Annotated in this window: 16 protein-coding genes; 11 read left to right on the top strand and 5 right to left on the bottom strand. The window is 72.0% G+C overall.

Annotated features, from left to right (window positions below; all coding sequences use genetic code 11):
- Positions 1 to 1,743, bottom strand: coding sequence for an SGNH/GDSL hydrolase family protein (locus tag ACZ6D7_RS39120; protein ID WP_469501314.1), 1,743 nt, complete (start codon positions 1,741 to 1,743; stop codon positions 1 to 3).
- Positions 1,744 to 1,906: 163 nt separating this feature from the next.
- On the opposite strand from ACZ6D7_RS39120, the gene ACZ6D7_RS39115 reads away from it, so the two are divergent.
- Positions 1,907 to 2,326: a DUF6278 family protein gene (locus tag ACZ6D7_RS39115; RefSeq protein WP_469501312.1), complete on the top strand. Its 420-nt coding sequence runs from the start codon at positions 1,907 to 1,909 to the stop codon at positions 2,324 to 2,326.
- Between the two features lie 366 nt (positions 2,327 to 2,692).
- Here ACZ6D7_RS39115 and ACZ6D7_RS39110 read toward each other — a convergent pair whose 3' ends face one another.
- Positions 2,693 to 4,264: a CocE/NonD family hydrolase gene (locus tag ACZ6D7_RS39110; protein ID WP_469501310.1), complete on the bottom strand. Its 1,572-nt coding sequence runs from the start codon at positions 4,262 to 4,264 to the stop codon at positions 2,693 to 2,695.
- A gap of 81 nt (positions 4,265 to 4,345) precedes the next feature.
- A complete protein-coding gene (locus ACZ6D7_RS39105) occupies positions 4,346 to 5,092 on the bottom strand; it encodes a hypothetical protein (protein ID WP_469501307.1) in 747 nt (248 codons plus the stop codon).
- 144 nt (positions 5,093 to 5,236) lie between these two features.
- On the opposite strand from ACZ6D7_RS39105, the gene ggt reads away from it, so the two are divergent.
- The gene (gene ggt / locus ACZ6D7_RS39100; RefSeq protein ID WP_469501304.1) at positions 5,237 to 7,051 is read left to right on the top strand and encodes a gamma-glutamyltransferase; all 1,815 of its coding nucleotides are present in this window, start codon (positions 5,237 to 5,239) and stop codon (positions 7,049 to 7,051) included.
- Here the strand turns inward: ggt and ACZ6D7_RS39095 are convergent.
- Both ACZ6D7_RS39095 and map read right to left on the bottom strand, forming a co-directional pair.
- Positions 7,046 to 9,592 (bottom strand): ATP-dependent Clp protease ATP-binding subunit, encoded by a 2,547-nt coding sequence (locus ACZ6D7_RS39095; protein WP_469501302.1) that lies wholly within the window; start codon positions 9,590 to 9,592, stop codon positions 7,046 to 7,048. The two genes, ggt and ACZ6D7_RS39095, sit on opposite strands and share 6 nt — an antisense overlap.
- Positions 9,593 to 9,807: 215 nt before the next feature.
- Positions 9,808 to 10,578, bottom strand: a complete 771-nt coding sequence (gene map / locus ACZ6D7_RS39090; protein WP_469501300.1) for a type I methionyl aminopeptidase — start codon at positions 10,576 to 10,578, stop codon at positions 9,808 to 9,810.
- Between the two features lie 32 nt (positions 10,579 to 10,610).
- Between map and ACZ6D7_RS39085 the strand changes: the two genes are divergently transcribed.
- The 9 genes from ACZ6D7_RS39085 to ACZ6D7_RS39045 all read left to right on the top strand — a co-directional run bounded on the left by ACZ6D7_RS39085 (position 10,611) and on the right by ACZ6D7_RS39045 (position 21,611).
- Complete coding sequence (locus tag ACZ6D7_RS39085) at positions 10,611 to 10,862, top strand: helix-turn-helix domain-containing protein (protein WP_469501298.1); 252 nt, start codon at positions 10,611 to 10,613, stop codon at positions 10,860 to 10,862.
- A 144-nt stretch (positions 10,863 to 11,006) separates the two neighbouring features.
- Positions 11,007 to 12,458, top strand: coding sequence for a hypothetical protein (locus tag ACZ6D7_RS39080; protein WP_469501296.1), 1,452 nt, complete (start codon positions 11,007 to 11,009; stop codon positions 12,456 to 12,458).
- Positions 12,459 to 12,638: 180 nt separating this feature from the next.
- Positions 12,639 to 13,481 carry a nitrilase-related carbon-nitrogen hydrolase gene (locus tag ACZ6D7_RS39075; protein WP_469501294.1) on the top strand — a complete coding sequence of 281 codons (843 nt, stop codon included), beginning with the start codon at positions 12,639 to 12,641 and terminating at the stop codon, positions 13,479 to 13,481.
- Between the two features lie 29 nt (positions 13,482 to 13,510).
- Positions 13,511 to 14,761: an aspartate aminotransferase family protein gene (locus ACZ6D7_RS39070; RefSeq protein WP_469501356.1), complete on the top strand. Its 1,251-nt coding sequence runs from the start codon at positions 13,511 to 13,513 to the stop codon at positions 14,759 to 14,761.
- Positions 14,762 to 14,807: 46 nt separating this feature from the next.
- Complete coding sequence (locus ACZ6D7_RS39065; protein ID WP_469501291.1) at positions 14,808 to 16,394, top strand: PucR family transcriptional regulator; 1,587 nt, start codon at positions 14,808 to 14,810, stop codon at positions 16,392 to 16,394.
- A 155-nt stretch (positions 16,395 to 16,549) separates the two neighbouring features.
- The gene (locus ACZ6D7_RS39060; RefSeq protein ID WP_469501288.1) at positions 16,550 to 17,392 is read left to right on the top strand and encodes a nitrilase-related carbon-nitrogen hydrolase; all 843 of its coding nucleotides are present in this window, start codon (positions 16,550 to 16,552) and stop codon (positions 17,390 to 17,392) included.
- Between the two features lie 115 nt (positions 17,393 to 17,507).
- Positions 17,508 to 18,911, top strand: a complete 1,404-nt coding sequence (hydA, locus tag ACZ6D7_RS39055) for a dihydropyrimidinase (protein WP_469501287.1) — start codon at positions 17,508 to 17,510, stop codon at positions 18,909 to 18,911.
- Between the two features lie 11 nt (positions 18,912 to 18,922).
- Positions 18,923 to 19,942 (top strand): TIGR03842 family LLM class F420-dependent oxidoreductase, encoded by a 1,020-nt coding sequence (locus tag ACZ6D7_RS39050; protein WP_469501285.1) that lies wholly within the window; start codon positions 18,923 to 18,925, stop codon positions 19,940 to 19,942.
- Between the two features lie 139 nt (positions 19,943 to 20,081).
- Positions 20,082 to 21,611 (top strand): NCS1 family nucleobase:cation symporter-1, encoded by a 1,530-nt coding sequence (locus ACZ6D7_RS39045; RefSeq protein ID WP_469501283.1) that lies wholly within the window; start codon positions 20,082 to 20,084, stop codon positions 21,609 to 21,611.
- Positions 21,612 to 21,696 lie beyond the last annotated feature (85 nt).

The raw sequence follows: 21,696 nt of genomic DNA, 5'->3' as shown, positions 1-21,696 counted from the left end.
TCACAGCAGCGTCAGGTCCACCGCCTCGGCGAGCGCCGCGTACCCGGCGTCCCCGGGGTGCAGATGGTCCCCGCTGTCGTACGCGGGCAGCATGCGGGTGGGGGCGGCGGGGTCGCGCAGGGCGAGGTCGAGGTCGAGGACGCCGTCGAACGCGCCGGCGTCCCGGATCCAGGCGTTCACGGCGGCCCGCTCGGCCTCCATGGCCGCCGTGTACTTCCCGGAGCCCCCGCACGGCAGCAGCGTCGCCCCGAGGACCCGCACGCCGTGCGCCCGCGCCCGTTCGGCGATCTCCCGCAGTCCGGCGATGACCTCGACCGCCGTGGTCCCGCCGCGCACGTCGTTGATGCCCTCGAACACGACCAGCGTGCGGACCGCGGTCTGCGCGAGCACGTCCCGGTCGAGCCGGTGCAGCGCGCTCACGCCGCCGCCGACCGTGGACACCCCGTCGCCGGGGTAGCGGTCGGTGACCACGCGGTTCGCGGAGATCCCGGCGTTGAGCACGCCGTAGTGCGGCACCGTGTCCTGTCCGCGCAGCCGGGCGGCCAGCGCGTCGGGCCAGCGCCGGTTGGTGTCCGTCGTCGACTTGTCGCCGTCGGTGATCGAGTCCCCGAGCAGCACCACGGACCCGGGCCCGCCGGTCACGTCCACGCCGGTCAGCAGCGGCCAGCTGGTCACCGTCGTGCCGTACGCCGTCCCGGCCGGGTCCGCCGTGTGGTCGCCGGGCTCGCTGAGGTACGACCGCTGCACCGCCAGTCCGTGCCAGGGCGCCGAGGTCACCGTCCCGGGCAGATGGAGGCTCACCAGCAGATCGGTCCCCGGGGGCACCGCGAAGGCGAGCGGATCGCTCACCGCCTGCGCCCCCGCGGGCACCTCGACGCCCGCCTCGCCCTCGAAGGACAGCGGCACCGGCACCGCCGTCGCCGTCGCGTCCCCGGCCCGCAGGGCCACCGTCGCCGCACCGATGCGCACCGGCGCGGACGCGAAGGTGTTGGCGAACCGCAGCCGCACCCCCGGCCCGCCCGCCGAGGTGTGGACCACCAGCCGCAGCGTCCGGTCGGTCCAGGGCCCCACGGCCGGCTGCGCGGACGTGGACGCCGCCCAGCTCCCCGTCCAGCCCGGCGCCGACCCTCGCACCGCCAGTGCGAACACGTGCAGGTCGGGTGCGAGGGGCAGCCGCACCGAGGCCACCGCACGGCCGCGGGCCAGCGGCACCGTCACGACGTACAGCCGGGCCCGCTCGGCGATCCGGCCTGCCGGGGTGTCGATGTGCGGCAGGGCGAGCGCCTTGGCACCGAGCGGCCCGGTGCGCCAGTCGGGCACGGTCAGCCGGTAGCCGGAGGTGGAGCCGTCGGTGTAGCCGACCGTGCCGGTGCCGCCCACCGCCGTCCCGCCGGTGCCGGTGGCCAGGAAGGCGAGGGCGTCGCCGCGACCGCCCAGGCGCACGGCCTGCCCGGCGGCGCGGACGTTGTCGGGGGTGCCCGGCAGGTGGCGCGGCCAGGTCAGGTGCGCGCCGTCCACGGTCAGTTCACGGCCGGGTGTCCAGCCCGCGGCCGCGAGGTCCCCGGCCGGCAGGGCGTTGCCCGCGCCGTCCAGGTCCGTGAGGGCCGCGTTGTCGTACAGCGCCTGAAGCGGCAGCGGCGGCGGGAGGGGCAGCGGCCGGGCCGCCCGCACCGGTGACGCCGGCGCCAGGAAGAGCCCGCACAGGGCCAGCACCAGGGGAAACCTCCGGACACGTCGGCGCATCCACCGACTCCTCCCGCGCGCGGTGATCGACAGCGGCTGGCGACGCTAGGGACGCGGGGGGTGCCGGTCAACGCGCCATGCGCGCCCGGCGGTGGAATTCGACCGGAAGCGCCTGCCCGCGCGCCTGTGGTGCGCACGTCGGTGCGAATGACACGCTGGACGTATGAACATCCCTTTCCTGGGCAACAGGCGCAAGAAAGCCGGAGAAGCGGTGGTCGCCGCGGACCCCGAGGGGGTGGCCGAACTCCTCTCCGAATGCGAGCTGCTGCGCTCCCTGGCGGCCCGGGAGGGGATCCGGCTCGACGACACGGTCGCCTCGCTGGAGGCGCTGGACCAGCTGCTGCCGCGCTGGCGCGACGACGAGGAGATCCTGCCGTGGCTCGGCAACGACGCCGGGCTCTATCTGGGCACGGTCATCGTGCGTACCGTGCCCGGTGCCGCATGGGACTTCTGGCCGGACGGGCAGCCCGTCGTCCGGCTGCTGTCCGGCCGGGAGTTCGACGTCGTGACGGCCGGACAGGAGTGGGCCACGAACGGCGTTCCCGAGCTGTCGCAGCTGTACGGAGAGGTGGCGGAGAGCTGATCGTCGTACACCGTCCGGAGTAAATACGGCTAATGCCCGGAAAGTGCGTGTCGATTCCATGACCTGGTCCCCTCTGGATAGTTTGCGGCGACCACGACACGGCTGAAAGTGAGTAGGGCTGCGGATGGCCGTCGATCCACCGATCGAACTACGGGACGTCACCACGCACTTCGGGGGGCCGTTGGGCGCTCGCGTGCTCACTCGTCGACAGGGCGACTAGAGTGGGCCGTTCATCCCCCATGACCGGGGTCGCGACCGCCGCGGCGAAACCGGGGACGCAGCTGCCGGGTGGGGGACCCCCGTCGGCCACCCGGTCGTAGGGGGCAGCAGTCACAGAGCCATACCCGCCCGGCAACCGGCCGGAGATCACTGCTCGCGCAGCGGAACCGACACGTACGACGGGTCGTCCGCCGGCGAGGAGAAGGTCAGCCGTGCGCCGGACGGGTTGTGCTCGATGTAGAGCGGGTCGACCGTGTCGACGACCAGGGCGAGTCGGTGCCCTGCCGGGACGTCGTAGGCCGTGGAGTACAGCTCCAGGTCGAGACCGAACGGCTTTCCGGGCGTGCGCCCGTGGAAGGTGTACGGCGCGTGCGAGACCAGCTTGCCGAGGCCGAGCGGCCCCACGTCGTACAGGTAGGCGACGAGGGTGCCGCTCTCCTTGGTCGGGGTGAGCGTCGTGTGCAACGACGCCGTACCGCGCACCCGTTGGGCCGTGGCGTACCGCTCCGACTGCCATACGGCGGCCCAGGCGCGCGGGAGCAGGGGGATCGGGGCCACCGGGGGCAGCCGGGCGATCTGGTCGAGGATGCTGGAGAGGAAGACGATTCCGCCGTCGGCGCCGGAGTCGACGTTCGTGTGGATCGTGGTGGTGCCCGCGAGGGCGATCTTCCGGCGGTCGGCGCCCACCGACTTCCAGTCCGGATAGCCCTCGTAGCCGTTGGTGGAACGGGACTTGAGCTGGACCGGCTGTTCGCCGTCGATGCCGTTCGGCGTGCCCTTGAGGTAGCGGTCGAGCCAGCGCCGGGTGTCGGTCCAGACGTCGTTGGGCAGCCCGAACAGTCCGGTGAGTTCGGCGGTGCCGTGGTCGCCGGGGCGCAGTTCCAGACGCTTGGGGCCGGTCAGCTTCTCGTAGAGGGCGACGGACTGGTTGGGCGGGAAGACGGTGTCGCCCCAGCCGCCGGCCAGCATCACCGCGGCGCCGTTCCGGTTGATCCGGTCCGCATAGGTCGTGGGTGAACGCTTCTTCCCCCAGGCGACGATCTCCTCCTCCTTGGTCAGGTCGGAGGAGTAGAAGGCGGAGAAGATCTCCCGGGACTCCGCGCTCTGCCGGCCGGCCACCGTGCCCACGGTGTCGAGCAGGGCGGCCGCCTGGAGGTGCTGGGTGCGGCCGGAGTAGATGGAGTCGATCAGGTCGCCCCAGCCGCTGAGCGCGGCGACGGCCTTGACGCGCGGGTCGTGCGCGGCGGCCAGCAGGCTGATCCCGGCGCCGTAGGAGACGCCCGCCATGCCGATGTGCCGCGGGTCGGCCGGGGTGTGGGCGAGGGCCCAGTCGACCACCTTGGAGGCGTCGCTGACGTCGCGCGGGCCCGCGACGTCGATCTCCCCGCCGGACTGCCAGAAACCGCGCACGTTGTAACTGAGCACGACGTAACCGGATTCGGCGAGTCTCTTCGCCTGGGCCAGGTACTCGACCTGGGGGAAGCCCCAGCTCGTCGGCAGCACGACCAGCGGGTAGCGGCGGCTGCCGTCGGCGCCGGGCGGGGTGACCACGTTCGCCTTGAGGACGGTGCCGCCGTCCCCGGCGATGTCGACGTACCGGACCCCGCCGGTGGCGGCCTGGGCGGCCGGGGCGAGGCCGAGGACGCCGCCGGCGAGAAGGGACCCGCAGACGGCGCCGACGGCGGTCGTACGCAGGGCCATGCGGTGCGGTCGTCCCATGGGGTCACTCCTCGGCGCGCCTCGGTGCAAAGTGACCCGACGGTAACCGGCGCGCCTTACTGGAAGTAACCCGTCGGTAAGTTACGTGGCAGTAACGATTGTTGTGGCAGGCAGGGGTGCCTGGGCGGGCCGCGTCACGTCCTCGACGAGTTCGACCACATCAGGGCCGTACACCTGCGAGTTGATCACCTTGAGCAGCAGGACGAAGGAGTGGTTCCCGTGTCTGCGGGCCAGCCGCTCGTGGTTGCGGACGAGATAGCGGGTGGCGGCCTGGTTGGTGATCGCGCGCTGGCCGCAGAACAGGAACACCGGCCGTGCCTCGCGCCGTTGGCCGGCCGTGAGCCGGGCCAGCAGCACATACTCGGTGACGCCCGCCTCCATGCGGTAGTGCTCGCCGCCGATCTGGAACGCCAGCCGGTCCGGGCCCGGCTCCGGGTCGGTGTTGATCCGCACCCCGGGCAGCATGGCGCTGATGTGGGCCGCCATCCGCCGGTTCGACCCCGGGCCGCCGACGCAGAACTCCGTTCGCTCCCCGAACCCCTGTCGGGCCGCGTCCTGGGTGATCACCTCGGCGTTCGCGCCGCAGTCCTTGATGAGCGCGGCGAGTTCCAGGAGCGCGAACACGTCGTGGCGGTGCACCGAGAGGTCGGCGCTGCCCGCGTCGCGGTTCACGACCAGCAGCGATTCCGAGTTCTCCGGCAGCCCGAAGAACGCCTGCTTGCGCCGGAGTTTCCGGCGCCACAGGTAGGTCCTGGCCACCCAGCCGAGCGCGGCGCTGACACCCGCCGCGACGACACCCAGGACGATGTTGCGCACGTCGTCGTTCATGGGCGCGCATGGTAGCGGTCCGCCATGCGGTTGACGTACCCCTGTTCGAGGTGTGGCAGTCGTATGACAGTGCCCGGATGCGGCCTGTCGCGGCCCCCGCGATGTGGTTACGCTGCGCGGACGGTTTTCGGACTGGAGGTATGGATGCGTCGCCCTGTCGCGCGGAAACTGTCGGTCCTGGCGGTCTCGGCCGCCGTGGTCACGGTGGGGGCGGCGGCGCCACCCGCCGCGCAGAGAACGACGGTCGAGAGAACGACGGTCGAGAAGGTACCGGTGGCCGTCGGATACGGCGGTGCCGTCGCCAGCGTCGACGCGGACGCCTCCGCCGCCGGCATCGAGGTGCTGCGCAAGGGCGGCAACGCCGTCGACGCGGCCGTCGCCACCGCCGCCGCCCTGGGCGTCACCGAGCCCTACTCGGCCGGCATCGGCGGAGGCGGCTACTTCGTCTACTACGACGCCAAGTCCCGTACGGTGCACACCATCGACGGCCGGGAGACCGCGCCGCTGACAGCGGATTCCGGCCTCTTCCTGGAGAACGGCACGCCCGTCCCGTTCGCCGAGGCCGTCAGCAGCGGCCTCGGGGTCGGCACCCCGGGCACGCCCGCCACCTGGGCGTCCGCGCTGGACCAGTGGGGCAGCAGGAAGCTCGGCACCCTCCTTCGGCCCGCCGAACGCCTGGCCCGCGACGGCTTCACCGTCGACACCACCTTCCGCTCCCAGACCGCCGCCAACGAGAACCGCTTCCGCTACTTCCCGGACACCGCCGAACTCTTCCTGCCCGGCGGGCAACTCCCCGTCGTCGGCTCGACGTTCAAGAACCCCGACCTCGCCGCCACCTACGCCGAACTCGGCCGCAAGGGCGTGCGCGCGCTGTACCGGGGAGCCATCGGCGAGGACGTCGTCGACACCGTCAACCACCCGCCCGTGGACCCGGCTTCGGCCTGGACGGCCCGCCCCGGCCGGCTCACCGCCCGCGACCTCGCCGCCTACCGCGCCAAGAACCAGGCGCCCACCAAGGCCACGTACCGCGGTCTCGGCGTCTACTCCATCGCGCCCTCCTCCTCCGGTGGCACCACCGTCGGCGAGGCCCTCAACATCCTCGAGAACACGGACCTGTCGAAGGCCACCGAGGAGCAGTACCTGCACCGGTTCATCGAAGCGAGCAGGATCGCCTTCGCCGACCGTGGGCGCTGGGTCGGCGACCCCGCCTTCGAGGACGTACCGACGAAGGAACTGCTGTCGCAGAAGTACGCCGACTCGCGCGCCTGCCTCATCAAGGACGACGCGGTGCTCACCAGCCCGCTCGCCCCCGGCGACCCCCGCCACCCGGCCGCCTGCGGCACCGCCGGCACGGCCGCGCCGACGACGTACGAGGGCGAGAACACCACGCACCTCACGGTCGCCGACAAGTGGGGCAACGTCGTCTCCTACACGCTGACCATCGAGCAGACCGGCGGCAGCGGCATCACCGTGCCCGGCCGGGGCTTCCTCCTCAACAACGAGCTGACCGACTTCTCCTTCGCCCCGGCCAACCCGGCCGTCCACGACCCGAACCTGCCCGGCCCGGGCAAGCGGCCGCGGTCCTCGATCTCCCCGACGATCGTCCTCGACCGGCACGACAAGCCCGTGGTGGCGCTCGGTTCGCCCGGTGGCGCGACCATCATCACCACCGTGCTCCAGACCCTCACCGGGTTCCTCGACCGCGGACTGCCCCTGGTCGACGCGATCGCCGCACCGCGCGCCAGCCAGCGCAACCAGACGACCACGGAACTCGAACCAGGGCTGTACGACAGTGGGTTGAGGAGCCGGCTGGAAGCCATCGGGCACGGGTTCCGGCTCAACGCCGAGATCGGCGCCGCCACCGGCGTGCAGCGGCTGCCGAACGGCAGGTGGCTGGCCGCCGCCGAGACCGTCCGCCGGGGCGGCGGCTCGGCGCAGGTGGTGTACCCGGCCTCATAGCTCGGCGGTGGGGACGGGCGGCCGCGTACGGAACGCCAGCCGTCCGTCCTCGACCTCCACCCGCACCTGGTCGCCCTCCTTCAGCCGGCCGTCGACCAGCAGCCGGGACAGCTCGTTGTCCACCTCGCGCTGGATCGTCCGGCGCAGCGGCCGGGCACCGTACTCCGGCTGGTGGCCGTGCTCCGCCAGCCAGTCGACGGCCTCGTCCGCGAACTCGACGCCGATGCCCTGCGCGTTCAGCAGCCGTCGCGTCTTCTCCAGCAACAGGTCGGTGATCTGCCGCAGTTGCCCGCCCGTGAGCCGGTGGAAGACGACGATCTCGTCGATGCGGTTGAGGAACTCCGGCCGGAAGTGCTCACGCAGCGGCCGCAGGATCTGCTCGCGCCGCGCCTCCTCGTCCGCCTGCGCGCCGCCCGGCCCGAAGCCGATGCCGGACCCGCGCCGGGTGATCGCCTCCGAACCGAGGTTGCTGGTCATCACGATCACCGTGTTGGTGAAGTCGACCGTGCGGCCCTGGGAGTCGGTGAGCCGCCCGTCGTCGAGGACCTGGAGCAGGATGTTGAAGACGTCCGGATGGGCCTTCTCCACCTCGTCGAGCAGGAGGAGGGAGTACGGGTGGCGCCGGACGACCTCCGTCAGCTGTCCGGCCTCCTCGTGGCCGACGTACCCGGGCGGGGCGCCCACCAGCCGGCTGACCGTGTGCCGCTCCTGGTACTCGCTCATGTCGAGCCGGACCATCCGCTCCTCGCTGCCGAACAGCGCCTCCGACAGCGCCCGGGCCAGCTCCGTCTTGCCGACGCCCGTCGGCCCGAGGAAGAGGAAGCTGCCGATCGGCCGGTCCGGGCTGGCCAGCCCGGCGCGCGAGCGCAGCACCGCGTCCGCGACCACCCGTACGGCCTCCTCCTGGCCGACGACCCGCTGGTGCAGATGCTCCTCCAGCCCCAGCAGGCGGTCCTTCTCCTCCTGGGTGAGCCGGGAGATGGGGATGCCCGTCTGCCGGGACACCACCTCGGCGATCGCCTCCGCCGTGACCTCCAGGTTCTGGCCCTCGTCGGCCGCCTCCTCGCCGCTCTCCTCGGCGATGCGGGTCTTCAGCTCGGTGATCCGGTCCCGCAGCCTGGTGGCCTGCTCGTAACTCTCGTCGGCGACCGCCTGGTCCTTGTCCCGGGCCAGCCGGTCCACCTCGCGCTCCAGGGCCCGTACGTCCGTGCCCTTCGTCCGGGCACCGAGTCGCACCCGGGCGCCCGCCTGGTCGATCAGGTCGATGGCCTTGTCGGGCAGCCGCCGGTCGGTGAGATAGCGGTCGGACAGCTCCACGGCCGCGACCAGCGCCTCGTCGGTGTAGCGGACCTGGTGGTGGGCCTCGTAGCGGTCGCGCAGCCCGCGCAGGATCTCGATCGCGTCCGGCACGGACGGCTCGGGGACCAGGATCGGCTGGAAGCGGCGGGCCAGTGCCGCGTCCTTCTCGATCCTGCGGTACTCCTCCAGCGTGGTCGCGCCCACGATGTGCAGCTCGCCGCGGGCCAGCGCCGGTTTGAGGATGTTCCCGGCGTCCATCGAGCCGCCCTCGCCGCCCCCGCCCGCGCCGACGACGGTGTGCAGCTCGTCGATGAAGACGATCAGCGTGTCGGAGTGGGCGCCGATCTCGCCGACGATGGCGTTGAGCCGCTCCTCGAAGTCGCCGCGGAAGCGGGTGCCCGCCACCACGCCGGTCAGGTCCAGGGCGACGACCCGGCGGCCGTCGAGGACGTCCGGCACGTCACCGTCCACGATGCGCTGCGCCAGCCCCTCCACGATGGCCGTCTTGCCGACGCCCGCGTCACCGATCAGCACCGGGTTGTTCTTGCCGCGCCGGGAGAGCACCTCGATGGTCTGCTCGATCTCGTCGTCCCGGCCGATCACCGGGTCGATACGGCCCTGGCGGGCGAGTTCCGTGAGGTCGCGGCCGTACTTGTCCAGGGTGGGGGTGCCGGTGGGCTGCCGCTGCCGGTCGGGGTGGGCCTGAGCCGTCTCCGGGGCCTCGGGCGGCATGCCCGTCGACGCGAACCGGGCCGCGTTCAGGATGTGCCCCGCCGCGGAGTCCGGGTTGGAGGCGAGGGCGCTGAGCACGTGCTCCGGGCCGATGTAGCCGGCGCCGCGGGACCGCGCCAGGTCGTGGGCGTCGAGCAGGGCGCGCTTGGCGGCCGGGGTGAGGGACAGCGAGGTCGGCGGCGGCACCTCGCCCGGCGGGTGCTGGACCGGGCCCGAGCGCTCGTCGATCTGCGACGCCAGGGAGTCCGGGTCCGCACCCGCCCGGCTGAGCAGACCGCGGGTCGGCTCCGCCGAGAGGGCCGCGCGCAGCAGGTGCTCGGTGTCCAGGTCGCGGCTGCCGTGCTCGGCGGCGTACTGGGCGGCGCCGCGGACGAGGTCTCGGGCCGGCTGGCTGAGGAGCTGGCCGATGTTGATCTGGCGGGGGCCGGGGCGAGGCCCGCCGAAGAAGCGGGCCAGGAACTCACCGAAGGGGTCGCCGTAGCCCTCCGGGCTGGGGTAGCCGCTGGTCATGGCGTTCCGATCGATCGACGTGCGTATGCGGTGCCGACGGGTGCCCGGTCCGTGCCGGGCTACACCACGATTGCACGTTCGCCGGGGTGCGGCATGTGCTGCGGGCCCGTCGACGTACCCGTCGACGTACGGCGCGTGCGGGTCCGATGGGGTGGCCCGCGCCCACGCGGCCAAGCCGCATGTCGAAAGAGCCCCGCGCCCCGGGCGGGCGGCCGCTATCGCCGCTCGGTCAGCACCCTCGGTCCGCTGTCGGTGATCGCCACCGTGTGTTCCACGTGGGCCGCCCTGGAGCCGTCGCTCGTCCGGAGGGTCCAGCCGTCGGGGGCCTCGCGGTAGTCGTCCCGGCCGCTCGCGATCAGCATGGGCTCGATGGCGATGACCATGCCGTGGCGCAGCCGGAAGCCGCGGCCCGGGCGGCCCTCGTTGGGGACCGCGGGGTCCTCGTGCATCCGGCGGCCGATGCCGTGGCCCCCGAAGCCGTCCGGGATGCCGTAGCCCGCCGTACGGCACACCGTGCCGATCGCGTGGGCGATGTCCCCGATGCGGTTGCCGGCCACCGCCGCCGCGATGCCCGCCGCGAGCGCCCGCTCGGCCGTCTCGATCAGCCGGACGTCGGCCGGGCGCGCCGTGCCCACGGTGAGGCTGAGCGCGGAGTCGCCGACCCAGCCGTTCAGCTGCGCGCCGAAGTCGGCCGAGAGCAGGTCGCCGTCGCGCAGCCGGTAGCGGGTGGGGATGCCGTGCACGATCGCGTCGTTCACCGAGGCGCAGAGCACCGCCGGGAAGGGGACCGGGGCGAAGGAGGGACGGTAGCCGAGGAACGGTGACGTCGCGCCCGCCTCCCGCAGCACGTCGTGCGCCAGCTCGTCCAGCTCCAGCAGGGAAACGCCCACGTCGGCGGCGTCCCGCACGGCCGTCAGGGCTCGTGCGACGACCTGCCCCGCCTCGTACATGGCGTCGATCGACGTGTCCGTCTTCAGTTCCACCATGCCAATTACTATACCGGTATTAGAATGGCGGCATGGTGCGTACCCCGTTGACCCAGGAAGAGCGTGAGCGCGGCGAGCGGCTCGGGCGGCTGCTGCGCGAGGCCCGCGGTGGCCGGAGCATGGCCGAGATCGCGGCGATCGCGGGCATCTCCGCCGAGACCCTCCGTAAGATCGAGACCGGCCGGGCCCCGACCCCGGCCTTCTTCACCGTCGCCGCGCTGGCCGGCGCGCTCGGACTGTCCATGGACGAACTGGCGGGGGCGTGCGCGCTCGCCGCGGTGTGAGGCCCGGGGCGCGGTGGGCGCATTCCGGGCGAGGCGGTCCTGGGAGGCCGTCGCGTCCCCTTCGAAAACTCCCCGTAGCCGCGCTGTAACACAACTGGTGTTTTCTTGACGGTCGGAGTGTTCCGGGCGGGCGGGAGTTGGGCGATGGCTGTGGATCAACTCCCGGGTCGGGTACGGGAGTTCGCGAGCTACCTGAACGGGCTGATGGCGCGCCTCGATCAGGGCGCCGGCTGGTGCGCCGTGTTCTGGCAGCGCGATCCCGACGGCATGCGGGCCTGCCTCGAAGGACGCGAAGTGCCGCCCTGGGACGTGGTGGAGGCCCTGCTCCAGGACCTCGCCACCGAGTACGGCACCCAGGCCGCCGCCCAGGAGGCGCACCGCGTCCGGCCGCTGCACACCGCCGCCCTCACCGCGTACGACACCCGGCCCGGCGGGCGGGACGCCCTCGGTGACCGGCTCGACGTCATGCTCCGCGAACAGCGCTACGCCGTCGAACGGCAGGCGGAACTGGGGCGCCGGCTCGCCGCCGCGGGCAGCCGCGAGGAGGCCGACGCGCTCCGCCTCGACCTCGCCTGGGCCCACGACGACCATGAACGGGCCACCGCCCGGTGCGTCGAACTCCGGTACCGGATGGCCGAGTTCGACCGGCGGCCGGCGGGCGGGCCGACGGAGCCCGGCGCCACGGTCGCCGCATACGACGAGTACGACCGGGACGAGCACGACCGGGACGAGCACGACCGGTACGACGGGTACGACACGCAGGCGCCGGACGCCGAGACCGGGCCCATGCCCTCCGTCTCCGCCGAGCCCGAGCCCGAGCCCGAACCCGAGCCCAGCACCCCCGCCCCCGTCCCCAAGCAGCGCAAGCGCCGCCGGGGCAGTGCCCGCTTCGCCGGGATGGTCGAGGAGGAGGAGGCCGCCCCCGTCGTCGTACCGCCGACCGCGGAGCCCTCCGCGCAGCCCGCGCCCGCCCCCTCCGGCCGCCGTTCGCTGCGCGGGGCCCGGTTCGCCGGGGCCGCCGAGGCGGTGGAGCAGCGGCCCGAGCCCCGGCGGGAGCCGCTGGACGCCGACGCCCGGCGGGAGACCGTCGAGGCGGTGGAGCGGCTGGTGGCGCTGCGCGCGCAGGGCCGCAGCGGCGAGGCGCACGCCCTGCTCGTGGAGTGCGCCCACTGGCCCGCCGCCCGGATCCCGCTGCTCGCCGCCGAACTCCAGCGGGCCGGGCTCTCCGCCGACTGGACGACCCTCCTGTGGGAGGCCGCCTCGCTGCCCGCCGACCGTCTGGTCGCCGCCGCGGACGCCCTGGTCGCGGTGGGGCGCACGGCCGACGGCGAGCAGATCCTGCGCCAGGGCGTCGCCCGCCCGGCCGACGAGATCGGGCGGGCCGTGCTGGGGCTTGCCGGGGAGGGGCGCCGCCGCGAGGTGCGCGCGCTGCTGGACGCGTACGTCCGGGTCCGCACCCCCGAGGAGGCGGCCCGCAGCGTCGCCCCGGACCCGCACGCCCTCGTCCCGCTGCTGCTGGAGGCCGCCCGGGGCGTCTCCGAGCAGCGCCACTGGGACCTGGTCCACGCCCTGCGGGTGGCCGGCCTCACCGCCTGACGGGGGCTGGGCCCCTACGCCGTCCGCCGCGCGAATCACCCACCGGAGTGTGAAACGCGATGGACTCCGCGGGTTAACGACGATGGTCTTGGCAAGCCCCTCCCGGAGGCTTACGTTCGTCCCTCTACGACCTTCGTCTACGGGCGTAGAGGCTCTGACGTCCCGTCGAAGGAGCAGCTCATGGCCAACGTCGTACGTGCCGCACTGGTCCAGGCCACCTGGACCGGCGACACCGAGTCCATGGTGGCGAAACACGAGGAGCACGCCCGTGAGGCGGCCCGGCAGGGCGCGAAGGTCATCGGGTTCCAGGAGGTCTTCAACGCTCCGTACTTCTGCCAGGTCCAGGAACCGGAGCACTACCGCTGGGCCGAGCCGGTGCCCGACGGGCCGACCGTGCGTCGTATGCAGGAGCTGGCGCGCGAGACGGGCATGGTGGTCGTCGTCCCGGTGTTCGAGGTCGAGCAGTCAGGTTTCTACTACAACACCGCCGCCGTGATCGACGCCGACGGCACCTACCTCGGCAAGTACCGCAAGCACCACATCCCGCAGGTCAAGGGATTCTGGGAGAAGTACTACTTCAAGCCGGGGAACGCGGGCTGGCCCGTCTTCGACACGGCCGTCGGCAAGGTCGGCGTCTACATCTGCTACGACCGTCACTTCCCCGAGGGCTGGCGGCAACTGGGGCTCAACGGCGCCCAGTTGGTCTACAACCCGTCCGCCACCCACCGTGGCCTGTCCGCCCACCTCTGGCGCCTGGAGCAGCCGGCCGCGGCCGTCGCCAACGAGTACTTCGTCGCGGCGATCAACCGTGTGGGAGTCGAGGAGTACGGGGACAACGACTTCTACGGGACGTCGTACTTCGTCGACCCGCGAGGGCAGTTCGTGGGCCAGGTGGCGAGCGACCGGAGCGAGGAACTCCTCGTCCGCGACCTGGACTTCGACCTGATCGAAGAGGTGCGGCAGCAGTGGGCCTTCTACCGCGACCGCCGCCCCGACGCCTACGAAGGGCTGGTGCAGCCGTGAGCGACCTGTACGCGCGTCACCGGAGCGTCATGCCGGACTGGCTCGCGCTCTACTACGAGGAACCGCTGGAGATCACCCACGGCGAGGGCCGGTACGTCTGGGGCGCCGACGGCACGAAGTACCTCGACTTCTTCGGCGGCATCCTCACCACCATGACCGCGCACGCCCTGCCCGAGATCACCAAGGCGGTGAGCGAGCAGGCCGGGCGGATCGTCCACTCCTCCACCCTGTACCTCAACCGGCCGATGGTGGACCTCGCCGAGCGCGTCGCCCAGGTCAGCGGCATCCCGGACGCCCGCGTCTTCTTCACCACCTCCGGCACCGAGGCCAACGACACCGCGCTGCTGCTCGCCACCACCTACCGGCGCAGCAACACGATCCTCGCGATGCGCAACAGCTACCACGGCCGCTCCTTCAGCGCGGTCGGCATCACCGGCAACCGCGGCTGGTCCCCGACCTCGCTCTCCCCGCTCCAGACGCTGTACGTGCACGGCGGGGTGCGCGGACGCGGCCCGTTCGCCGCCCTGAGCGACGACGAGTTCATCGCCGCCTGCGTCGAGGACCTCAAGGACCTCCTCGGCCACACCCGGCCGCCGGCCGCCCTGATCGCCGAGCCCGTCCAGGGCGTCGGCGGCTTCACCTCGCCCCCGGACGGCCTGTACGCGGCCTTCCGCGACGTGCTGCACGAGCGGGGCATCCTGTGGATCGCCGACGAGGTGCAGACCGGCTGGGGCCGCACGGGCGACCACTTCTGGGGCTGGCAGGCGCACGGCCGCAGCGGCCCGCCCGACATCGTCACCTTCGCCAAGGGCATCGGCAACGGCACCTCCATCGGCGGAGTGATCGCCCGCGCCGAGATCATGAACTGTCTGGACGCCAACAGCATCTCCACCTTCGGCGGCACCCAGCTCACCATGGCGGCCGGCCTCGCCAACCTCACCTACCTCCTCGAACACGACCTCCAGGGCAACGCCCGACGGGTCGGCGGCCTGCTCATCGAGCGCCTGCGGGCCGTCGCCGCCCAGGACCCGGGAGTACGCGAGGTGCGCGGGCGCGGGCTGATGATCGGCGTCGAGCTGACGAAGCCCGGCACCGACCGCGCCGACCCGGACCGCGCGTCCGCAGTGCTGGAGGCGGCCCGCGCGGGCGGCCTGCTGATCGGCAAGGGCGGCGGTCACGACACCAGCGCCCTGCGGATCGCGCCGCCGCTCTCCCTCACCGTCGCGGAGGCCGAGGAGGGCGCCGCGATCCTCGAGGACGCCCTGAGAAGCACGCAGTAGCACCGCCCCGGCACCCCGATCGCCGGTCGAGCAAGGGAACACCGCCATGACCACCACCCTGGAGACCTGGGGCCCCGTCGAACCCCTGGAACCCGCCCTGTCGGTGCGCCGGGTCCTGACCCTGGAACGGGTCCTGGCCGGGGAGCCCGAGGTGGTGGCCGGCGCGGCCCAGCTCGACCGGCCGGTGCGCTGGGTGCACGTCGCCGAGGCCGCCGACGTCGGGGTGATGCTCACCGGCGGCGAGATGGTCCTCACCACCGGCGTGCTGCTCGCCGGCGACGAGAACGCGCAGGCCGAGTACATCCGTTCGCTGCACCGGGCCGAGGCCGCCGCCGTGGTCCTCGGCCTGGGGCGGGCCTTCCCGGCCACACCGGACGTGATGCGGCGCGCCGCCGAACGCTGCGGTCTGCCCATGGTCGTGCTGCACCGGCCCTTCCCGTTCGCCCAGCTGACCGAGGAGGTCCAGTCCCGGCTGGTGCGGCGGAAGTTCGCCGCCGTCAGCCTCTCCGAGGCCGTACGGACCGCCCTCACCGGACTGATCACCGCCGGGGCGCCGCTGCAACGGCTGCTCGACGAGATCGCCCACCACACCGGCTGCCCCGTCGTCGTCACCAACCTCGCCCACCGGGTGCTGGCCACCGCGGGGGAGCGGCCCGCGGTCGACGACGTGCTGCGCGACTGGGAACGCATCGCCCGGCAGGCGGGCGGCAGCGAGGGCGACGGCTGGATCCGCGCCGAGCTGGGCGGGCGCGGCGAGCGGTGGGGGCAGATCATGCTCTGCGGCTACCGCGGCGACACCGCCGGCGGCCGGCTGCTCGCCGACCGGGCCGCCGAGGCCCTGGTCCTGCACCGCATGCTCGGCGGCACCTCCGCGCACACCTGGGAGGAACAGTCCGCGCAGAGCCTGCTGACCGACCTGCTCTCCGGCGTCGTACCGGCGCGCCAGCTGCTGCCGCGGGCCCGGGCGGCCGGACTCCCCGTCAACCGGCGGACCTTCGTCCCACTGGTCGTACGGGACGGCGATCCCGCCCAACTGGAGCGCATGCTCAGGCTGTTGGGACTGCCCGGACTGGTGGCGGAGTTCGCCGAAGGGGCGGTCGCCGTGCTGCTCAGCCTCGCCCGCGACCAGGACGCCGACGCGCTCGCCGCGCACTTCGCAGCCCGGCTGCGCACCGAGTCCGCGGAGAGCCACACCGTCGTCGCCGCGGCCGACCCGCGCATCGTCTGGGACGACGTCCCGGCCGGACTGCGCGAGGCCCAGCACGTCGCGGACGCCGTCGCCGACTCCTCCGCCGCCCTCGACCTGCCCGCCGTCGTCCGCCTGCGGGACGTCCATCTGCGCGGCCTCATACGGCTGTTGCGGGACGACCCGCACGTGCAGTCGTTCGCCGAGCGGGAGCTGGACGGGCTGCTGTGCGACACGGCGGGCGACGACCTGCTCGCCGTCCTGCGCACCTATCTCGCGACCGGCCGCAACAAGTCGCGCACCGCCCAGCTCCACCACGTCTCCCGGCCCGCGCTGTACCGCCGGCTGGAGGCGATAGAGGCGCGGCTGGGTGTCGACCTGGACGACTTCGAACAGGCCGCCTCGGTGCACATCGCGCTGCTCGCGCACGATGCGCAACAGGCCTGAAATATGTGACGACCTGGGAAAACGGCGGTGAAACATGAGCCCAAGAAGACGTGACACGGTGGCACGCCGCACTCCCGCAGACGTGACACGGTGCAACTCAAATGGGTCTTCCGGTCTTTCTAGGCTCCTCGGACACCGAGCGACCGGAGGTCCCGATGAGCAGAGTGATCCGAGCCGCCGTCTTCCAGACTGCCTGGACCGGCGACAAGGAATCGATGATCCAGGTCCACGAGCAGGCGGTCCGCGACGCGGCCGCGCAGGGCGCTCAGGTCCTGTGCTTCCAGGAGCTGTTCTACGGACCGTACTTCTGCCAGGTCCAGGACCCGGCGTTCTACGAGTACGCCGAGCAGATCCCGGACGGCCCCATCGTCCAGCGCTTCCAGGCACTCGCCCGCGAGCTGGGCATCGTCCTGGTGCTGCCGATGTACGAGGAGGAACAGCCCGGCATCCTCTACAACACGGCCGCGGTGATCGACGCCGACGGCTCCTACCTCGGCAAGTACCGCAAGCACCACATCCCGCAGGTCAAGGGCTTCTGGGAGAAGTTCTACTTCAGGCCCGGCAACGTGGGCTGGCCGGTGTTCGACACCGCCGTCGGGAAGATCGGCGTCTACATCTGCTACGACCGGCACTTCCCCGAGGGCTGGCGCGCGCTCGGCCTGGAGGGCGCCGAGATCGTCTTCAACCCGTCGGCCACCTCGCGCGGCCTGTCCGCCTACCTGTGGCAGCTGGAGCAGCCGGCGGCCGCCGTCGCCAACGAGTACTTCGTCGGCGCGATCAACCGGGTCGGCGTCGAGGAACTCGGCGACAACGACTTCTACGGGACCTCGTACTTCGTGGACCCGGAGGCCCAGTTCGTCGGCGAGGTGGCGAGCGACAAGGAGAGCGAACTCGTCGTCCGCGACCTGGACATGGCCAAGCTGCGCGAGGTCCGCGACCGCTGGCAGTTCTACCGGGACCGCCGCCCGGACGCCTACGGCCCGCTGACCGCCCCGTGACCACGCGGTTCCCCGCGCCCCGGAGAAGGGCGCGGGGAACCGCGCGATCGACCCGAGACGACCGGCAGATTCCGGACTCCGCACCCCAGTGGAGCGCTTGCGTAGGAGAGGGAGTATGAGCAGCCGTACCGTCATCCGCGGCGGTCTCGTCGTCACCGCGTCCGACGAGATCCACGCCGACGTCCTGATCGAGGACGGCCGTATCGCCGCCCTCGCCGCCTCCGGCACCCCGGCCGCCGAGGCATGGACCGCCGAGCGGATCATCGACGCCACCGGGAAGTACGTGATCCCGGGCGGCGTCGACGTCCACACCCACATGGAGCTGCCGTTCGGCGGCACCTTCGCCTCCGACACCTTCGAGACCGGCACCCGGGCGGCCGCCTGGGGCGGCACCACCACGATCGTCGACTTCGCCGTGCAGAGCGTCGGCCACACCCTGCGCGAGGGCCTGGACGCCTGGCACGCCAAGGCCGAGGGCAACTGCGCGATCGACTACGGCTTCCACATGATCGTCTCCGATGTGAACCAGGAGACGCTCAAGGAGATGGACCTGCTGGTGGAGGAGGGGGTGACCTCCTTCAAGCAGTTCATGGCCTATCCCGGGGTCTTCTACTCCGACGACGGCCAGATCCTGCGCGCCATGCAGCGCTCCGCCGAGAACGGCGGCCTGATCATGATGCACGCGGAGAACGGCATCGCCATCGACGTGCTGGTGGAGCAGGCGCTGGCGCGCGGCGAGACCGACCCCCGCTACCACGGCGAGGTCCGCAAGGCCCTGCTGGAGGCCGAGGCCACCCACCGCGCCATCAAGCTCGCACAGGTCGCCGGAGCACCCCTGTACGTCGTGCACGTCTCGGCCATGGAGGCGGTGGCCGAGCTGGCCCGGGCGCGCGACGAGGGCCTGAACGTGTTCGGCGAGACCTGCCCGCAGTACCTGTTCCTGTCCACGGACAACCTCGCGGAGCCCGACTTCGAGGGTGCCAAGTACGTGTGCAGCACACCGCTGCGGCCGAGGGAGCACCAGGCCAAGCTCTGGCGGGGGCTGCGCACCAACGACCTCCAGGTGGTCTCCACCGACCACTGCCCGTTCTGCTTCGTCGGCCAGAAGGAGCTGGGCCGCGGGGACTTCTCCAAGATCCCCAACGGTCTGCCGGGCGTGGAGAACCGGATGGACCTGCTCCACCAGGCCGTCGTCGACGGGCACATCTCGCGCCGCCGCTGGATCGAGATCGCCTGCGCCACCCCGGCCCGGATGTTCGGCATGTATCCGAAAAAGGGCACCATCGCCCCGGGCGCCGACGCCGACGTCGTCATCTACGACCCGCACGCCGAGCAGATCGTCTCCGCCGAGACGCACCACATGAACGTCGACTACTCGGCGTACGAGGGCAAGCGTCTCACCGGCCGCGTCGAGACGGTCCTCTCACGGGGCGAACCCGTCATCACCGAGCGGGAGTACACGGGACGCGCGGGTCACGGCGTCTACACCCCGCGCTCCACCTGTCAGTACCTCAACTAGGAGTGGCGCACATGGACTTCGGACTCGTCCTGCAGACCGACCCGCCGGCCTCGAAGGTCGTCGAGCTGATGCAGCGTGCCGAGCGGAACGGCTTCACGTACGGCTGGACCTTCGACTCCGCCGTGCTCTGGCAGGAACCGTTCGTGATCTACAGTCAGATCCTGGCCAACACCAGCACGTTGACCGTGGGCCCGATGGTGACCAACCCCGGCACCCGCACCTGGGAGGTCACCGCCTCCACCTTCGCCACCCTCAACGACATGTTCGGCAACCGCACGGTGTGCGGCATCGGCCGCGGCGACTCCGCGATGCGCGTCGCCGGCCGCCACCCCAACACCCTCGCCCGGATCAGCGCGGCCATGAAGGTCATCCGGGCGCTCGGCTCGGGCCAGGAGGCGGACCTCGGCGGTACGGTCGTCCGCTTCCCCTGGATCAAGGAAGGCGCCCGGCTCCCCGTCTGGATGGCCGCGTACGGCCCCAAGGCGCTGAAGATGACCGGCGAGGAGGCCGACGGCTTCATCCTCCAGCTGTCCGATCTCTATCTGACCGAGTACATGGTCAAGGCCGTCAAGGACGCGGCCGTCGCCGCCGGCCGTGACCCGTCCGAGGTACGGATCTGCGTCGCCGCCCCGGCGTACGTCACCGACGACGACTCGCCCGAGGCGCTCGCCCACGCCCGCGACCAGTGCCGGTGGTTCGGCGGGATGGTCGGCAACCATGTGGCCGACCTGGTGTCGAAGTACGGCGAGCACTCCGCGGCCGTACCCGACGAACTCACCGACTACATCAAGGCGCGCGAGGGCTACGACTACTCCCACCACGGACGCGCCGACAACCCCGACACCGCGTTCGTCCCGGACGAGATCGTCGACCGGTTCTGCCTCATCGGTCCGGTCGAGCGGCACATCGAGAAGCTGAACGCCCTGCGCGCGCTGGGCGTCGACCAGTTCGCCGTCTACGACATGCACGACGCGCGGGAGAAGGTCATCGACGCGTACGGCACGACGGTCATCCCCGCCGTCAACGGCTGACCCCTCCTTCCTCCGCGTTCAACTCCCCATCCCCCCACTCCAGTTCTCCCCTCCCTCCCCCCGCCGTCCCGGGGAGGGGGAGGGGGCCGGAGACCCGCACGGCCTTTCCGGATCCGCCCCTCGTTTGATTGGCCTGCCCATGACCGACACCGCTCCCACGGCGATACCGCCGACGTCCCAAGTCACCCTCGCCGACGGCCGGGTGGAGATCGCCCCTGGTTCGCCGCAGCCCAGCGGCCCCTACGCCAACGAGGACCTGCTGCCGGTCCCGGTGGAGAAGCGCACCTGGACCACGTACAACTTCTCCGCGCTGTGGGTCGGCATGGCCCACAACACGGCGTCGTGGACGCTCGCTTCCGGTCTGATCGCCGTCGGCATGGACTGGAAGCAGGCGGTGTTCACCATCGCGCTGGCCAATGTGATCGTGCTGGTCCCGATGCTGCTCACCGGGCACGCGGGACCGAAGTACGGCATCCCCTTCCCGGTCTTCGCCCGTGCCTCCTTCGGCGTGCGCGGCGCCAACCTCCCCGCTGTCGTACGGGCGTTGGTGGCGTGCGGCTGGTTCGGCATCCAGACCTGGATCGGCGGCGAGGCGATCTACTTCCTCGCCGGGAAACTGATCGGCAACGGCTGGAGCGACGCCGGGAAGATCGGCGGCTACGCCTGGACCATGTGGCTGTCGTTCGCCATCTTCTGGGCGATCCAGGTCGCGATCATCTACCGGGGCATGGAGACGATCCGCCGCTTCGAGAACTGGGCTGCGCCCTTCGTGCTCGTCGGCGCGTTCGTGATGCTGATCTGGATGAGCAACAAGGCCGGCGGCTTCGGCCCGCTGCTCGACCAGCCCTCCAAGCTCGGCTGGGGCGGCGACTTCTGGAAGCTGTTCTGGCCGTCCCTGATGGGCATGATCGGCTTCTGGTCGACGCTGTCGCTGAACATCCCGGACTTCACCCGCTACGGCAAGTCCCAGAAGGCGCAGACCTGGGGGCAGGCGCTCGGTCTGCCCACGACCATGACGCTCTTCGCGCTGCTGTCCGTCATGGTCACCTCCGGCTCGCAGGCCGTGTACGGCGAGACCATCTGGGACCCGGTCCAGCTGGCCGCCAAGACGGACAACGTCGTCGGCCTGCTGTTCGCGCTGGTCACCGTGCTGGTGGCGACCCTGTCCGTGAACATCGCCGCCAACCTGGTCTCCCCGGCCTTCGACTTCTCCAACATCGCGCCCCGGAAGATCAGTTTCCGCACCGGCGCGCTCGCCACCTGTGTCCTCGGCGTGCTGATCTTCCCCTGGAAGCTGTACTCCGACCCGCAGGGCTACATCTTCACCTGGCTCGGCCTGGTCGGCGGTCTGCTCGGCACCGTCGCCGGCATCCTCATCGCCGACTACTGGATCCTGCGCCGCGGAAAGCTCGACCTGACCGACCTGTACCGCACCGGCGGACGCTACTGGTACGACGGCGGCTGGAACTGGCGGGCCGTGGTGGCCTTCGTGACCGGTGGTGTCCTCGCCGTCGGCGGCGCCAGCTTCAAGCCGCTGATCGACGGCCGGCCCATCCCGGCGCTGGAATCCCTCGCCGACTACGGCTGGGCCGTCGGCCTGGGCACCTCGATGGCGGTGTACCTGGCCCTGATGCTGCTGCGCGGACGGCAGGAGGAAGGCGGCGCCTGACGCGTGGTGGCGGAGGGGGGGGGGGGGGGGGGGGGGGGCCGCCGCTCCTCCTGCTCCCGCCCCACCCCCCCCTCCCCCACCCCCC

Source organism: Streptomyces sp. NPDC041784 (genome assembly GCF_055591025.1).
Note: the sequence above shows the minus strand (reverse complement) of the source record. Positions and strands in the feature narration are given on the sequence as shown.

What these genes read in the sequence shown, in the direction of transcription:
- ACZ6D7_RS39120 (WP_469501314.1), bottom strand. Translation starts at nt 1,743, where the DNA reads ATGCGCCGACGTGTCCGGAGGTTTCCCCTGGTGCTGGCCCTGTGCGGG.
- ACZ6D7_RS39115 (WP_469501312.1), top strand. Translation starts at nt 1,907, where the DNA reads ATGAACATCCCTTTCCTGGGCAACAGGCGCAAGAAAGCCGGAGAAGCG.
- ACZ6D7_RS39110 (WP_469501310.1), bottom strand. Translation starts at nt 4,264, where the DNA reads ATGGGACGACCGCACCGCATGGCCCTGCGTACGACCGCCGTCGGCGCC.
- ACZ6D7_RS39105 (WP_469501307.1), bottom strand. Translation starts at nt 5,092, where the DNA reads ATGAACGACGACGTGCGCAACATCGTCCTGGGTGTCGTCGCGGCGGGT.
- ggt (WP_469501304.1), top strand. Translation starts at nt 5,237, where the DNA reads ATGCGTCGCCCTGTCGCGCGGAAACTGTCGGTCCTGGCGGTCTCGGCC.
- ACZ6D7_RS39095 (WP_469501302.1), bottom strand. Translation starts at nt 9,592, where the DNA reads ATGACCAGCGGCTACCCCAGCCCGGAGGGCTACGGCGACCCCTTCGGT.
- map (WP_469501300.1), bottom strand. Translation starts at nt 10,578, where the DNA reads ATGGTGGAACTGAAGACGGACACGTCGATCGACGCCATGTACGAGGCG.
- ACZ6D7_RS39085 (WP_469501298.1), top strand. Translation starts at nt 10,611, where the DNA reads ATGGTGCGTACCCCGTTGACCCAGGAAGAGCGTGAGCGCGGCGAGCGG.
- ACZ6D7_RS39080 (WP_469501296.1), top strand. Translation starts at nt 11,007, where the DNA reads ATGGCTGTGGATCAACTCCCGGGTCGGGTACGGGAGTTCGCGAGCTAC.
- ACZ6D7_RS39075 (WP_469501294.1), top strand. Translation starts at nt 12,639, where the DNA reads ATGGCCAACGTCGTACGTGCCGCACTGGTCCAGGCCACCTGGACCGGC.
- ACZ6D7_RS39070 (WP_469501356.1), top strand. Translation starts at nt 13,511, where the DNA reads ATGCCGGACTGGCTCGCGCTCTACTACGAGGAACCGCTGGAGATCACC.
- ACZ6D7_RS39065 (WP_469501291.1), top strand. Translation starts at nt 14,808, where the DNA reads ATGACCACCACCCTGGAGACCTGGGGCCCCGTCGAACCCCTGGAACCC.
- ACZ6D7_RS39060 (WP_469501288.1), top strand. Translation starts at nt 16,550, where the DNA reads ATGAGCAGAGTGATCCGAGCCGCCGTCTTCCAGACTGCCTGGACCGGC.
- hydA (WP_469501287.1), top strand. Translation starts at nt 17,508, where the DNA reads ATGAGCAGCCGTACCGTCATCCGCGGCGGTCTCGTCGTCACCGCGTCC.
- ACZ6D7_RS39050 (WP_469501285.1), top strand. Translation starts at nt 18,923, where the DNA reads ATGGACTTCGGACTCGTCCTGCAGACCGACCCGCCGGCCTCGAAGGTC.
- ACZ6D7_RS39045 (WP_469501283.1), top strand. Translation starts at nt 20,082, where the DNA reads ATGACCGACACCGCTCCCACGGCGATACCGCCGACGTCCCAAGTCACC.